Genomic DNA, 13,312 nt, shown 5'->3' with positions numbered 1-13,312 from the left:
TGGCGTCATCCGGAAGCCCGCGATTCCTCATCCTGCCTCCACGAACCATGGTGCACGCGTGTGCGCACAGGCAGACACTTCTTCCGCAACCCAACCGCGCGTCAACGCGATGCGGATGGGCCACGCGACAGTTCGACGCAGCCTCCACACCGATCTCACCGCGCGTACGATCCGCGTGGCTAAGGTAGAGCCGTCTGCAACAACCGGTGGTGCCATGCCTTTTCGAGCAATTGCCTACGTAAGTGAAGCCTCCCGCAACCTGACGGAACAACGGCTGCAGCAGCTTGTGGCGGAGGCGGTGCAGTTCAACGAATCCGTCGATGTGACCGGCACACTGCTGTTCGATGGCTCGCGCTTCCTGCAGTACCTGGAAGGCCCGGAGGCAGGAATCAAGGCCGCTTACACGCGTGTTCTGGCCGCCAGCAGCCACAGTGGGATCGTCGAACTGAACCGGGGCAGGGTGGGGCGTCGACAGTTTCCGCACTGGCGGATGCGCAGCGTGCGGGTGGACGAGCTGGCGCTGGGAAAGATCGCCATCTCCGACTGGACCGGCTTCGTGCGCAGCGCGTCGGCGCTGCAGTCGGGCACCAGTGCCCTGGATCGACTGCTGTCGGTTTCGCAGTCGCACACGGAGGCAGCTGCGGCCAGCATCACCGAACCGGACGGGCAGCTGGCACGATGAAGGCCACAGCCGCCCCGGTTGCGCCCGCCCCACCACGCGTCGGTTGTGCGGGATGGTCGCTGCCGCGGGCGGATCAGGAAGCGTTCGGCGCGGGCGACAGCCTGCTGCAGCGCTATGCCACACGCCTGTCGATGGTGGAGATCAACTCGTCCTTCTATCGACCGCACCAGCCCAGGACTTACGCGCGATGGGCCGCGAGCGTTCCGGAGGGCTTTCGGTTCGCGGTGAAGCTCCCGCGCGAGATCAGCCATGAGCGTCGGCTGCGCGATGCAATGCAACCGCTCGAACAGTTCCTTGAAGGCGTGCTGGCGCTGGGCGGAAAGCTCGGTCCGTTGCTGCTGCAGTTGCCGCCCAGCCTGGTGTACGACACGATCACGACCGAAACCTTCCTGCGGGGCCTGCGCGCACGCACGCAAGCCGACCTGGCGTGCGAGCCGCGCCACCCGAGTTGGTTCACGCCGGAGGTCGATGCGCTGTTGAGCGCGCATGGCGTTGCACGGGTCGCCGCGGATCCGGCACGTGTGCCGGCGGCAGCGATCCCCGGCGGTGACCGCACGTGGAGCTACTGGCGCTGGCACGGCCAACCGCAGATCTATCGCAGTGCGTACAGCGAGCAGACCCTGGCGAAGCTGGCGCAACGGCTGCAGCGCGAAGCCGATGCGCAACGACCCGCCTGGTGCGTACTGGACAATACCGCACTCGGCCACGCCACCCGCAACGCCCTGGGCCTGCAGGCGCTGCTGCAGGAGAACGCCCATGCCTGAAGGTCCTTCCATCGTGCTGTTGCGGGAAGCGGCGAGCCATTTCAAGGGGCACGTGGTCCGCACCGTGTCCGGTAACAGCCGCATCGACCTGTCACCGCTGCAGGGCCGCCGGGTCAAGGCGGTCCGCAGTTGGGGCAAGCACTTCCTGCTGGAGTTCAGCCGCCACACGCTGCGCATCCATCTGATGATGTTCGGCAGCTGGCGCATCGATGAAAGGAAGCCAACCCCGCCGCGTGTATCCCTGATGTTCGACAATGGCGAGCTGAACTTCTATGCGTGTTCCGTGCGGCTGATCGATGAGCCGTTGGACGATGTCTACGATTGGCGCGCGGACGTGATGAACGACGCCTGGGATCCGAAGCTGGCCCGGCGCAAGCTGAAGGCCCTGCCGGACGTCATGGTCTGTGATGCGCTTCTGGACCAGACCGTCTTCGCCGGCGTGGGCAACATCATCAAGAACGAGGTGCTGTTCCGGATAGGCGTGCATCCCGCCTCCCGGCTGGGCGACCTGCCGCCACGAAGGCTTACCGCCTTGATCGAGCAGGCTCGCGCCTACAGCTTCGATTTCCTGGAGTGGAAGCGCCGCTTCGAGCTGAAGAAGCATTGGCAGGTGCACACGAAAAAGGTCTGTCCCCTGTGTGGTGGCCCGATCAGCAAGCTCTACATGGGGACCACGCGGCGACGCACGTTCTTCTGCCCGAATGATCAGGTGCTGTACGGGCCCTGAGGCGGCCATCCGTGGCCGCCGGGTTCCGGCGTGCGCCGGTCAGGCGGCCTGCGCGGCCTTGGCGTTGCCGCCGCCCTTGGCCAGCAGGGTCAGCTTTTCGTCGGTGGCCTTCTCTTCCTCCAGCGTCTCCAGCAGCAGCGGAAGGGCATCCTTGTAGCCCAGCTGCTTGGCCAGCGCGGCGATGGTGCCGTAGGACGCAATCTCGTAATGCTCGACCTTCTGCGCGCCGCCGATCAGGGCCGCATCCCGCACCGGCCCCTTGTCGATGCTGTCGATCACTTCCTTGCCTTCCTCCACCAGGCCCTCCATCGCCGCACACTTGATGCGCTTCAGGCGAATGCCAAGCACCTCCACCACCTGATCGATGCGTTCGATCTGGCCCTGCGTTTCTTCCAGGTGCGTTTCGAACGCTGCCGCCAGGTCCGGGTTCTCGGCCGCACGGGCCAGGCGCGGGAGGGCCTTGGTCAGCTGCTTCTCGGCACTGTAGATATCCGAGAGTTCGTGGATGAACAGGTCTTCCGCCGTCTTGATAGCCATACTGGGCTCCGCAGTGAGTGGAGTGCCCAGCGTAGGTCCTGACCGGTTGCGATCGGGCAGGGGCCAAGTGAAGGCGGCATGGGAACGTCCACGCGAACTCTGCGCGCTGTCTTCACGATGCAGGATCTGTCGGCATCCGTTGCCGCCGATGCATCCAGGTCTTCGCCATGGCTTCACAATGGCATCGCTTCGTGCCCATGCACCGGCCGGTACGGTCACTTCACGCCCGATCACGCGTGGAGACCCCCCATGAGCGATGACAAGAAGAACACCGGCAGCCCGGACCGGGATCGTATCAACGTCAACGAAGATTACGAGCTGCAGTACTGGACCGCGACGCTGGGTGTGTCCGCCGCAGAACTTCGTGCCGCTGTCGCGGCGGTCGGCCCCACCGCCGTTGCGGTCCGCAAGCATCTTGGAAAATAGCGCGGAGTTGCCCATGTCCCTGGTCGAGTACCGCCGCAAGCGTCGTTTTGACCAGACCCAGGAGCCCGAGCCGGGCAAGGCGCTACCGAAAGGCCAACGCGCCATCTTCGTGGTGCAGTTGCACCATGCCAGCCGCAGGCACTACGACTTCCGCCTGCAGGTCGGCGACGCGCTGAAGAGCTGGGCCGTGCCCAAAGGACCCAGTTACGACCCGAAGGTCAAGCGCATGGCGGTGGAGGTGGAGGATCATCCTGTCGACTACGCGAGCTTCGAAGGCGAGATCCCCAAGGGCCAGTACGGCGGTGGCCATGTCGCCCAGTTCGACCACGGTGTATGGGCCACGCAGGGCGACCCGGAAGCCCAGCTTGCCAAGGGTCATCTGCGCTTCGAGCTGTTCGGCGCCAAACTGAAGGGCGGGTGGCATCTGGTCCGTTCCGGGAAGCCGGCGCGCCAGCCGCAGTGGCTGCTGTTCAAGGACGACGACGAATTTGCCGGCGATATCGAGGCGGACGATCTGCTGGCCGATGTCGCTGAACCCCCTGCAGAGGATCTGAAGCGGTCGGGTGCCGGCAAGGCTGCAAAGAAAAGGCTCGCCACAGTACCCGCCAGGCGCACCCGGCCAAAGAACTGGGCGAAGAAGGCCCTGGCGCTCAGCAGGGCAAGAAAGGCCGCAGCGCCGTCCGGTCCATTCGAACCGCAGTTGGCCAAGCTGGGAGACGCGCCGCCCCAGGGCGGGCAGTGGGTCCATGAGATCAAATGGGACGGGTACCGCATCCTTGCCACGGTCGCCGAGGGCAATGTGCAGCTTTGGTCCCGGAATGCACTGGAGTGGACCGGCAAGATCCCCGAGATACGTGACGCGGTGGCGGCGCTGGGCCTCACTTCAGCCGCACTGGACGGCGAGCTGATCGCCGGCGCTGGCACCAAGGAGGACTTCAACCTGCTGCAGGCCACGCTCTCCGGCGAGCGCCAAGGCGTGCTGACGTATGCACTGTTCGATCTGCTGCACCTCGATGGTGTGGATGTCGCTGATGCGCCCTTGCTGGAGCGCAAGGCCTTGTTGCAGTCCGTGCTGGAAGGACAGGGCCGCCCGTTGGCGTTCAGTTCGCATGTGCAAGGTGATGGCGATGAAGCCTATCGCGTGGCCGGCGAGCAGCATTTCGAAGGCATCATCTCCAAGCGCGCCGACCGCAGCTACCACAGCGGCCGCAGCGAGGATTGGCGCAAGACCAAGCAACTGGCCAGCGACGAATTCGCGGTGGTCGGATATACCGCGCCCAAAGGCAGCCGCACCGGCTTCGGCTCACTGCTGCTGGCCCGGCCGGATGCGAAGCATGGCTGGCTCTACGCCGGCCGCGTCGGGTCCGGGTTCTCGGACGAACTGATCGGTGACATCAGCAAGCGCATCAAGGGCGGTGGCGGCCGCAAGCCGACCGCCTACGTGCCCACGCAGGACACCGACCTGCGCGCTGCGACCTGGTTCGAGCCACGTTTCGTGGTCGAGGTCTTCTACCGCGGGATCGGCGGGCAGCAGCTATTGCGCCAGGCGTCGCTGAAGGCGGTGCGGGCCGACAAGGATACCGCCGACCTTGCCGATTCCGATCGCGCTGGAACGTCCCCGGCGGCGGCGCGCACACCGGCAGCCTCGCGACCTGCGCGCAAGACCAGGAAGGCACCGGTGGCGGATCGCGTGCCGCCGTCGCTGTCCTCTCCGGGCAAGATCCTGTTTCCCGGCGACGGTTACACCAAGCAGGACGTGTGGGATTACTACACGGCAGTGATGGATCATCTCCTGCCCGAGGTGATTGATCGCCCGCTGTCGATCATCCGATGCCCCAGTGGCACTGCAAAACCCTGCTTCTTCCAGAAACACCATACGGCCGGACTGGAATTGGTCGACGCGGCAAGGCTGAAGGAAGAAAGCGGCATCAATGCCCATTACCTGGTTGTGCGCGACCCGGCCAGCCTGCTCGAACTGGTGCAGTTCAACGCATTGGAATTCCATCCGTGGGGCAGCCACGCCGAAGCGCCCGAGCAGGCCGACCGGGTGGTGTTCGATCTGGATCCAGGACCGGACGTGCGCTTTGCCGAGGTCAAGAAAGCGGCCACCGACATCCGCAAATTGCTGGCGCAGCTGGAGCTGGAGTCATTCCTGCGTGTATCCGGCGGCAAGGGCCTGCATGTGGTCGTGCCGCTCAATCCGGGATGCGATTGGGATCTGACCAAGCGCTTTGCAAAGGGTTTCGCCGAAGCACTGGCGCAGTCCGAGCCGCAGCGGTTCCTGGCAACAGCTACCAAAAGCCTGCGCAACAAGCGGATCTTCGTTGACTATCTGCGAAACGGGCGCGGAGCAACGGCGGTCGCGTCGTACTCGTTGCGGGCCAGGCCGGGGGCACCGGTGGCGCTGCCGATTGCATGGGGGGATCTGTCCAAACTCAAGCGCGCCGACGCGTTCACGATCAGGGATGTGCCAGCAAAGCTCAAACGGCGCCGCAGGGACCCGTGGGCCGGCATCGACAAAGTGAAACAGAATCTTGCGCGATGGGCGCAGGCAGACGGGTAGCCCAGGCGCACTCTGCGTACCGTCTGTCTGTCTGAACCCAACTGATCCACAAAAAATAGACAGCGTCGGAACATACCGGCGGCGCGGTTGGCCTATGCTTTCGACACGGAATCTGGGGGGATTCGCTACAGGAGCAGCCAATGCCGATCAGGGCAGTCGCATACGTGAGTGAAGCGGCCCCAGCCGTTGCGGGTGACCCGCTGGGTCTGGGCAGTGGGAAGCTGGACGAACTGGTGGACGACGCCGCCCGCTTCAACCGAAATGCCGGCGTCACCGGGGTGCTGCTGTTCGATGGAGCCCGATTCCTGCAGTACATGGAGGGGCCCGAGGACGGCTTGAGCGTGGCGTACTCACGGGTGCTCGGTGCTACCAGCCACACGGGACTGATTGAATTGCAGCGCGGCAGGGTAGGCAACCGGCGTCTCCCGTTCTGGCCGATGCGCTGGCTCCCTACGCAGCCGGCGGCGTTGAGACGCCTGGCCTGCGCAGACTGGCTTGGGTTTGTGCAGCACAGCGACGGCCAGGCCGAGGCTGAGACGGCGATGGACGTCCTGGCCAGGCTGGTCGAACCCTATGCCATCGCGGCCTGACGTACTGGCTCAACCACCTCCATAGCGCGCCGCCCACGGGATCTCTCCGCTGCACACGTTGAGGTGCCCGGTGCGCATCACGCAATACATCCGGGCATCGGAGTCGGCACTGGCGGCAATGAAGTCCAGCGCCTCGGCGAGCATTCGGATGAACTGTGGCTCGGGGTAGAACGCCGCCCATTCCGGCAGCATTTCCTCCAACTGCGCGATCATCAGGTCGATCTCCAGGTGCGTGCTCACAGCGGGTTCCTCCTTCCAGGCAAGCTAGCGACCGCACTGCAAGGGGGGCGTCGTTGCCCGCACAGCGGGCGCAGGCGTGTCGCCCACGCGATGTTCACCCGTCCTTGATCGGCATCGCTGCTGCCACGCGTGTGAGCATTTCCTGCACGGCCGCACCACTGCTGTTTCACCCGCAGCGGCGTATCAGGGGAGGCTTCCAGCTGACTCTGCAAGGGTGTATTCATGGCCGACCCGTTACCGCGCGCCAGCCTCTGGTCCCGTGATGCCGAATCGAACAGCTTCCGCCCACTTGCCGGAACCACGCAGGCGGACGTGCTGGTGGTTGGTGCTGGCATGACTGGCCTGCTGACAGCGGCCCGCCTGGCCGATAGCGGCCTGGATGTGCTGGTGGTCGATGCGGGGCCCATCGGCGGGCGAAATACGGTGATGTCCACGGGCAATCTTTACGCGCCCGTTTCCCGACTGGCAGACCTGATCGCGCGTTGGGGCGGTGACACGGCCAGTCGTATCGTGCAGTGGCGGCAGCAGGCGCTGCGGTCCATCGAAACACTGGTTCACCGCTACGATCTGCGCTGTGGCTTCGAACGCGTGGCCATGCAGTACGGCATGCAGGAGCGCACCCGCGAGGTCACTGCGCGATTCGAGCGTGAGCTGCAGGCCTATCAGCGCGTCGGCCTGCAATGCGAACACCACCAGTCCGGGCTGCCGTTCACCTTGGGCCACGCCTTCCGCGTTGCAGATCAGGCGCAATTGGATCCGGCGGCGTTCTGCATTGAGCTGGCGCGACATCTGGCGGGCCGGGTGCGCATCCACGACTGGACCCGGATCAACAGCATCGAGGCATCCGCCGGCGTTGCGACGGCCGACGGCGCCCGCATCCACGCCAGGCACTTCGTGCTGGCCACCCATTCGCCAGCAGGTTTCAACCTGGTGCAGGCCGAGATGGAGGTCTACCGCGAATACGGCGTTGCGGTACCGGTTGCCACGCCGCCCGCGGCAGGCATTCATTGGATTGCCGATCGGCACCGATCGCTGCGCGGGGTGCGCGGTACTGATGGCCGTGACTGGTTGGTGCTGGTCGGCGAGACCCACCGCACCGGCGAAACGCCGCCGATGGATCCAGCCCAGCATCTGGTCGCCGACGCGCATCGCAATTTCACCGTGCAGGGAGAGCCGCTGTGCTGGTCCGCGCAGCAGTTCCGCGCAGCCGACCAGCTGCCCTACATCGGCAGCAGCGCGCACGACAATGTGTGGCTGGCTACCGGCTATGGGCCGGACGGCTTGACCTGGGCGGGCGTGGCCGCGCGTGCGATCACCGAGGGAATCCTCGGCACGACCAGCGAGATCGAGCAGCTGCTCAGCCCCATGCGCTTCACACCGGTGCGCTCGGCGGCCGGCTGGGCCCGCACCAATGGCACCGTTGCGCGGCACATGGTGGGAGATCGCCTTGCTGCTGTGCCGTCGCACTCGCCCAGTGAGCTGGCCCGTGGTTGCGGCGCACTGCTGGACGTGGATGGAAAGCGCACTGCGGTCTACCGCGACGAGGGCGGGCGCCTGCACACGATGTCGGCGCTCTGCCCGCACCTGAAGTGCGTTGTTCAATGGAATGGTCATGAGCGCACATGGGATTGCCCTTGCCACGGCAGCCGCTTTTCCGCCACCGGAGCGCTGCTGGAAGGCCCTGCCAGGCAGGGCCTCACACCAGAACAGTGATAGGTGCAGGTAGCCGCCGGAGCAGCGACCTCAGGCTTCGGCGGCCGCGTCCGCATGGCAGGGCATGCAGCGCTCCTTCTTGGACTTGATGTCTGCAGCGGTCTTCGCCAGTGCCTCGTAGCGCTGGCGTATCTCTTCAAGGTGGGCCGGCTCCATCGACTCCAGGTTCAACAGCTCCTGGTTGGCGTCCTTGCTGACACGGATCAGTTCATCCAGTTTGATGTGCAGCGCTGCGGTGTCGGCGTTCTGCGTATGCTGGATCAGGAACACCATCAGGAAGGTCACGATGGTCGTTCCCGTATTCACCACCAGCTGCCAGGTGTCATTGAAGTGGAAGGCCGGCCCGCTGGCAGCCCAGGTGATGATCACCCCCAGCGCTGCGACGAATGCCCCCAGGCTGCCGGACAATCGCGCCGTCGCGGCCGCGACACGGGCGAAACCGCGCCGGATCACTCGTCACCTCCCGCGGCCTCCTCATCCGTGCGACGGTCTGGCAGCCTGACCCGCTCCCCAAGGCGCTTGGCCTGCTCGTCCGGCGTGGGTGCAGCGACGAAGGGAGAGATCGGGTCGCTGGCGGGGAAGGTTTCCTGCAGCGCTTCGTCATGATTGCGGTGGTTGTGCAGCTTTGCCTGCAGCGGACTGACAGGATCGGGGCGCTGCGCCTCCGTGTCCGGATGGGGAAGGTCTTTCTGGTCGCGTTGCATGGTGCATCTCCAGGTTGATCACCACCTCGCAGGTGGTGGGCCCAGCATAGGAATGCGTTGTGGGCGCCCCCATCAAGGGCGGGGCAACGTGATGTCAAACCTTCAGGCAACGCGCATTAACAATCAGCAGGGCGGGGGAGCCCGGCGTCGGCCGCGGCGGCGCCACGCCATCACCTGGCCCACCACCGCCGTCAACAGCAGCATCGCATTGGTCACCACGAAGACCACGCTGCCCAGCATCGCGCTGTACACCGTGAACAGCGCAGATGCGGTCATCTGGCCTGCGAACAGCCACCTGGACACGGCTTCCGGGTTGGACGACTGCCACTGCTTCACCATCTGCCGGATCAAGGTTGCCATCAGTACCGCCGTGGCGGCCCAGCCAAGTACGTCGGGGTGCATGACGGCCTCCGGTGTGTGGGCACCCAACGCTAGCCCTTGGCTGGGCAAGGCCGTACGAACGGGAGGTGAAGACAACATCCCGCTTCCGGCGCCCTCACGCCATTCACTCCGCAGCGGCGACAATGGCCCCTCGGGCGCACCATGCGCGATCCGCCCACCGAATGCAGGAATGCTGAGATGTCCAACACCCCCTTTGGCGAATCGTCATGTGCTGCCGCAGCCAGCGGCTGCATCGAGGTCCGCGGTGCGCGCGAGCACAACCTGAAGAATGTCGATGTCTCCATTCCACGCAATGCACTGGTGGTGTTCTCCGGCGTGTCGGGGTCAGGCAAGTCCTCGTTGGCCTTCGGCACGGTCTTCGCCGAGGCGCAGCGGCGCTACTTCGAATCCGTCGCGCCGTACGCGCGTCGCCTGATCGACCAGGCCGGCGTGCCCGACGTGGATGCCATCGACGGCCTGCCGCCGGCGGTGGCCTTGCAGCAGCAGCGCGGCGCGAGCAATGCGCGCTCGTCGGTGGGCAGCGTGACCACGCTGTCCAGCCTGGTGCGCATGATGTACTCGCGGGCGGGGGCCTACCCGGCCCACCAGCCCATGCTGTACGCCGAAGACTTCTCGCCCAACACCCCACAGGGCGCCTGCAGCACCTGCCATGGCCTGGGGCATGTCTACGAAGTGACTGAAGCACTGATGGTGCCGGACCCGTCGCTGAGCATCCGCGAGCGCGCCATCGCCTCCTGGCCACCGGCATGGCATGGCCAGAACCTGCGCGACATTCTGGTCACGCTGGGCTACGACATCGATGTGCCGTGGAAGAAACTGCCGAAGAAGGACCGCGACTGGATCCTGTTCACCGAGGAAACGCCCACGGTGCCGGTCTATGCCGGCTTCACGCCGGCCGAGACCCGCGCCGCGCTCAAGCGCAAGCTGGAGCCCAGCTACATGGGCACGTACACCGGCGCACGCCGCTACGTGCTGCACACCTTTGCCAACACCCAGAGCGCGCTGATGCGCAAGCGTGTTTCCCGCTACATGGAAGGCCGCCTGTGCCCCGCCTGCCAGGGAAAGCGCCTGAAGCCGGAAGCGCTTTCGGTCACCTTCGCCGGCGTGGACATCGGCGAGTTCATGCGGCTGCCGCTGGACCAGCTGGCGGCCTTGCTCGAGCCCATCGCGCAGGGCGATTTCAGTGCACACAGCCACGGCGCGCGTACCAGCAGGCGTGCAACGCCCAGCGATCGCGCCAAGCGGGCAGCAAGTGGCCGCGCGACCCACGAAGGCGCCCCCGACGTGCGCCTGACCTCAGCCTTGTCTGAGGAAAAGCGCCTGGCGGCGCAACGGCTCGCGGGTGGGGTCATGGCGCGGGTACGACAACTTCGCGAGCTCGGCCTGGGCTATCTCTCGCTGGATCGCGCCACGCCCACGCTGTCGGCCGGCGAACTGCAGCGCCTGCGCCTGGCCACGCAGCTCAGCTCGCTGCTGTTCGGCGTGCTGTACGTGCTCGACGAACCGTCGGCCGGCCTGCATCCGGCCGACAGCCAGGCGCTGTACGACGCGCTGGAACGGCTGCGCGACGGCGGTAACTCGGTGTTCGTTGTTGAACACGATCTGGAGCTGATGCGCCGCGCGCAGTGGCTGGTGGATGTGGGCCCGCAGGCAGGGGAACATGGCGGACGCGTTCTCTACAGTGGCGAGCCCGACGGCCTGCGCAACGTTCAGGATTCGCGCACGGCGCAGTACCTGTTCGACCGGGTGCCCGCGCCGGCCAGCCGGCAGCGCAGTGCCAACAGCTGGCTGGCGCTGAAAGGCATCCACCGCCACAACCTGCACGGTGTGGATGCGCAGGTGCCGTTGGGGTTGCTGACTGCAGTGACCGGCATTTCCGGATCAGGCAAATCCAGCCTGATGGCGCAGGCGCTGCCCGAGCTGATGCTGCTGCACCTCGGGCATGAGACGGCAGACGACGGCGCCGACAGCGCACCTGCCGAAGGACCCACCGTAATCGAAGCAACGCGGGGCCAGCTGGCCGGCGACGTGGACGCCATCCAGCGCGTGGTGCAGGTGGACCAGAAGCCCATCGGCCGCACGCCACGCTCCAACCTGGCTACCTACACGGGCCTGTTCGACCACGTGCGCAAGCTGTTCGCCGCGACACCCGACGCGCGCCGTCGCCGATTCGATGCGGGCCGCTTTTCGTTCAACGTAGCCAAGGGGCGATGCGAGACCTGCGAAGGCGAGGGTTTCGTCAGCGTCGAACTGCTGTTCATGCCCAGCGTCTATGCGCCGTGCCCCACCTGTCACGGCGCCCGCTACAACGAGGCCACGCTGAAGGTGCAGTGGAACGGCCGCAACATTGCCGAGGTCCTGCAGATGACGGTGGACCAGGCCCATGCGTTCTTCGCCGAAGAAGAGGCCATCGCCCGCCCGCTGCAGTTGCTGCAGGAGATCGGCCTGGGCTACCTGCGGCTGGGCCAGCCGGCCACGGAGCTTTCAGGGGGTGAGGCGCAACGCATCAAGCTGGCCACAGAGCTGCAGCGCAGCCAGCGCGGGCGCACGCTGTACGTGCTGGACGAACCCACCACCGGCCTGCATGCATCAGACGCGGACAGGCTGCTGGTGCAGCTTCAGCGGCTGGTGGACGCAGGCAACACGGTGGTGATGATCGAGCACGACATGCGTTCCGTCGCACAGGCCGACTGGGTGATCGACGTCGGCCCGGGCGCAGGCAGCGCGGGCGGCACCATCGTGGCGGCGGGGCCACCGCATCAGGTGGCCCGCGCCAAGGGCAGCAGGACGGCACCGTTCCTGGCATCCGAGCTGGGGCAGGGTGTGCGCGAGCGGAATCATCCGGCAGGAGGCGCCTAGCCGCAGGACAGCAGCGTCCAGCAACGATCGGCAATCTCCGCCGCGCCAGGGTGGCCGCGCAGGCTTGATCGTTTCGCAAGGCGGCACTGCAGATCGTCCATCCAGGCTGACCGGGTACCGTGCGGATCTCTCACATAGATGTCGCAGGCAAGCCGGATGACCGGCGCCACTTCGTGCCGGAAACTCACCGCGGGCAACGCGCCCAGGTTGAACGCGGTTTCCCAGTGGGCCAGCTCGCGCTCCACATCGACAACGTGCTTGCTTCTTCCGCGGCTCACGGCGCCTACCCCTGTTCGAAACCTCACTGTACACGCTTGCTGCCGGGAGCCTGTTCATCACAACCGTTCATACAACGCGCTTGCCGGCACGTTCCCGTAACGGCAACAGGCCCACAGTCAATCGGCAGCACACTTGCTGCGACGGAGAATCGAAATGAACAGCGTCCCCGAACAGAACAGGATTGACCGCTCCAACGCTTCCGCTGAAGCAGAACAGCCCGTGCAGCAGGGGCAGGTCGAGGGGGGCGAGCCCGGCGCGGAGGAGCCTGGCCGGCAAGGCGAACAACAGCAGCAGGACAAGAAGGATCGTAGCGATTCGAATCCAACGGACGAAAAGAAAGGCGGTCCCGGCGGTGATACGCGCCGCTGAATAACAGGAGGAGCCGCGCGCCGCGCGGCTGCTTCAGCGCAGCAGACAGGGAGCGCGCATGTCCTCGCAAAGCCAGGCGATCAGCCTGATGACCAAGATCATGTACCAGTGCCGCCCGGAGAGAACGACGACGATGGCGCAATGCCGTTGCTGCGATGCGCCCAGTCCTGGCGGGATGGAGTGCGCACGGTGCCTGACCGGAAGGCTTGGCGAAACGATTCACAGTCGTGGCGCAGCGTTCGGCTGGCTGGAGTCGTTCCGCAGGGTCCAGCAGGACGAAGCACACGTATTCGAATGCGCAAAGCGCGCCGATGCGGCATCTTCCTAGGCGTCGCATCCAGACCTGACATCGCGCAGGCGTATGCTCGGGTCATCCAGGAGCAACGCGATGACTTTTCCGATCTGCATCTACGATAGAACGGGCACGGGGCTCCGGCTGCCCACGGGGTGGTGGATC

The 13,312-nt window shown here is 65.8% G+C and carries 16 protein-coding genes; 10 read left to right on the top strand and 6 right to left on the bottom strand.

Annotation, left to right across the window (positions count from 1 at the left end; all coding sequences use genetic code 11):
- Positions 1-214 precede the first annotated feature (214 nt).
- Genes A7X97_RS07170 through A7X97_RS07160 form a run of 3 tightly spaced genes read left to right on the top strand, consistent with a single transcriptional unit; the run spans position 215 to position 2,173 of the window.
- Positions 215-682: a BLUF domain-containing protein gene (locus A7X97_RS07170; RefSeq protein ID WP_088497443.1), complete on the top strand. Its 468-nt coding sequence runs from the start codon at positions 215-217 to the stop codon at positions 680-682.
- Positions 679-1,446: a DUF72 domain-containing protein gene (locus tag A7X97_RS07165; protein ID WP_088497444.1), complete on the top strand. Its 768-nt coding sequence runs from the start codon at positions 679-681 to the stop codon at positions 1,444-1,446. Before A7X97_RS07170 ends, A7X97_RS07165 begins: the two co-directional genes overlap by 4 nt.
- Positions 1,439-2,173, top strand: a complete 735-nt coding sequence (locus tag A7X97_RS07160) for a DNA-formamidopyrimidine glycosylase family protein (protein ID WP_088497445.1) — start codon at positions 1,439-1,441, stop codon at positions 2,171-2,173. The genes A7X97_RS07165 and A7X97_RS07160 overlap by 8 nt, the downstream gene beginning before the upstream one ends.
- Positions 2,174-2,212: 39 nt before the next feature.
- Here the strand turns inward: A7X97_RS07160 and A7X97_RS07155 are convergent, their stop codons facing one another.
- Entirely contained in the window at positions 2,213-2,710 is a 498-nt protein-coding gene (locus A7X97_RS07155) for a YciE/YciF ferroxidase family protein (protein ID WP_005416567.1), read from the bottom strand.
- 249 nt (positions 2,711-2,959) lie between these two features.
- Here A7X97_RS07155 and A7X97_RS07150 point away from each other — a divergent pair, with 249 nt between their 5' ends.
- The 3 genes from A7X97_RS07150 to A7X97_RS07140 all read left to right on the top strand — a co-directional run bounded on the left by A7X97_RS07150 (position 2,960) and on the right by A7X97_RS07140 (position 6,289).
- On the top strand, positions 2,960-3,136 hold the full coding sequence (locus A7X97_RS07150; RefSeq protein WP_065426543.1) for a DUF3606 domain-containing protein: 177 nt from the start codon (positions 2,960-2,962) through the stop codon (positions 3,134-3,136).
- A 13-nt stretch (positions 3,137-3,149) separates the two neighbouring features.
- A complete protein-coding gene (gene ligD, locus A7X97_RS07145; protein WP_088497446.1) occupies positions 3,150-5,699 on the top strand; it encodes a DNA ligase D in 2,550 nt (849 codons plus the stop codon).
- Between the two features lie 140 nt (positions 5,700-5,839).
- A complete protein-coding gene (locus A7X97_RS07140) occupies positions 5,840-6,289 on the top strand; it encodes a BLUF domain-containing protein (RefSeq protein WP_088497447.1) in 450 nt (149 codons plus the stop codon).
- A gap of 9 nt (positions 6,290-6,298) precedes the next feature.
- On the opposite strand, the gene A7X97_RS07135 is transcribed toward A7X97_RS07140, so the two are convergent.
- Complete coding sequence (locus tag A7X97_RS07135) at positions 6,299-6,529, bottom strand: hypothetical protein (RefSeq protein WP_072167051.1); 231 nt, start codon at positions 6,527-6,529, stop codon at positions 6,299-6,301.
- 222 nt (positions 6,530-6,751) lie between these two features.
- Between A7X97_RS07135 and A7X97_RS07130 the strand changes: the two genes are divergently transcribed.
- Complete coding sequence (locus tag A7X97_RS07130; protein ID WP_088497448.1) at positions 6,752-8,242, top strand: FAD-dependent oxidoreductase; 1,491 nt, start codon at positions 6,752-6,754, stop codon at positions 8,240-8,242.
- 30 nt (positions 8,243-8,272) lie between these two features.
- Here A7X97_RS07130 and A7X97_RS07125 read toward each other — a convergent pair whose 3' ends face one another.
- From A7X97_RS07125 to A7X97_RS07115, 3 genes are all read right to left on the bottom strand, one after another.
- The gene (locus A7X97_RS07125) at positions 8,273-8,695 is read right to left on the bottom strand and encodes a low affinity iron permease family protein (protein ID WP_072167049.1); all 423 of its coding nucleotides are present in this window, start codon (positions 8,693-8,695) and stop codon (positions 8,273-8,275) included.
- Positions 8,692-8,946, bottom strand: a complete 255-nt coding sequence (locus A7X97_RS07120; RefSeq protein ID WP_069138523.1) for a hypothetical protein — start codon at positions 8,944-8,946, stop codon at positions 8,692-8,694. Before A7X97_RS07120 ends, A7X97_RS07125 begins: the two co-directional genes overlap by 4 nt.
- A 123-nt stretch (positions 8,947-9,069) precedes the next feature.
- Positions 9,070-9,348 (bottom strand): hypothetical protein, encoded by a 279-nt coding sequence (locus tag A7X97_RS07115; protein WP_072167048.1) that lies wholly within the window; start codon positions 9,346-9,348, stop codon positions 9,070-9,072.
- A 177-nt stretch (positions 9,349-9,525) separates the two neighbouring features.
- Between A7X97_RS07115 and A7X97_RS07110 the strand changes: the two genes are divergently transcribed.
- The gene (locus A7X97_RS07110; protein ID WP_088497511.1) at positions 9,526-12,207 is read left to right on the top strand and encodes an excinuclease ABC subunit UvrA; all 2,682 of its coding nucleotides are present in this window, start codon (positions 9,526-9,528) and stop codon (positions 12,205-12,207) included.
- Here A7X97_RS07110 and A7X97_RS07105 read toward each other — a convergent pair.
- Positions 12,204-12,485: a hypothetical protein gene (locus A7X97_RS07105; protein ID WP_072167046.1), complete on the bottom strand. Its 282-nt coding sequence runs from the start codon at positions 12,483-12,485 to the stop codon at positions 12,204-12,206. The genes A7X97_RS07110 and A7X97_RS07105 overlap by 4 nt on opposite strands.
- Positions 12,486-12,639: 154 nt before the next feature.
- Here A7X97_RS07105 and A7X97_RS07100 point away from each other — a divergent pair, with 154 nt between their 5' ends.
- Complete coding sequence (locus tag A7X97_RS07100; RefSeq protein ID WP_088497449.1) at positions 12,640-12,855, top strand: hypothetical protein; 216 nt, start codon at positions 12,640-12,642, stop codon at positions 12,853-12,855.
- Positions 12,856-12,913: 58 nt separating this feature from the next.
- The gene (locus A7X97_RS07095) at positions 12,914-13,183 is read left to right on the top strand and encodes a hypothetical protein (RefSeq protein WP_088497450.1); all 270 of its coding nucleotides are present in this window, start codon (positions 12,914-12,916) and stop codon (positions 13,181-13,183) included.
- The last annotated feature ends 129 nt before the right edge of the window (positions 13,184-13,312 follow it).

The organism is Stenotrophomonas sepilia, from assembly GCF_003244875.1.
GTDB classification, from domain to species: domain Bacteria; phylum Pseudomonadota; class Gammaproteobacteria; order Xanthomonadales; family Xanthomonadaceae; genus Stenotrophomonas; species Stenotrophomonas sepilia.
This window is presented reverse-complemented; position numbering and strand designations above follow the sequence as displayed.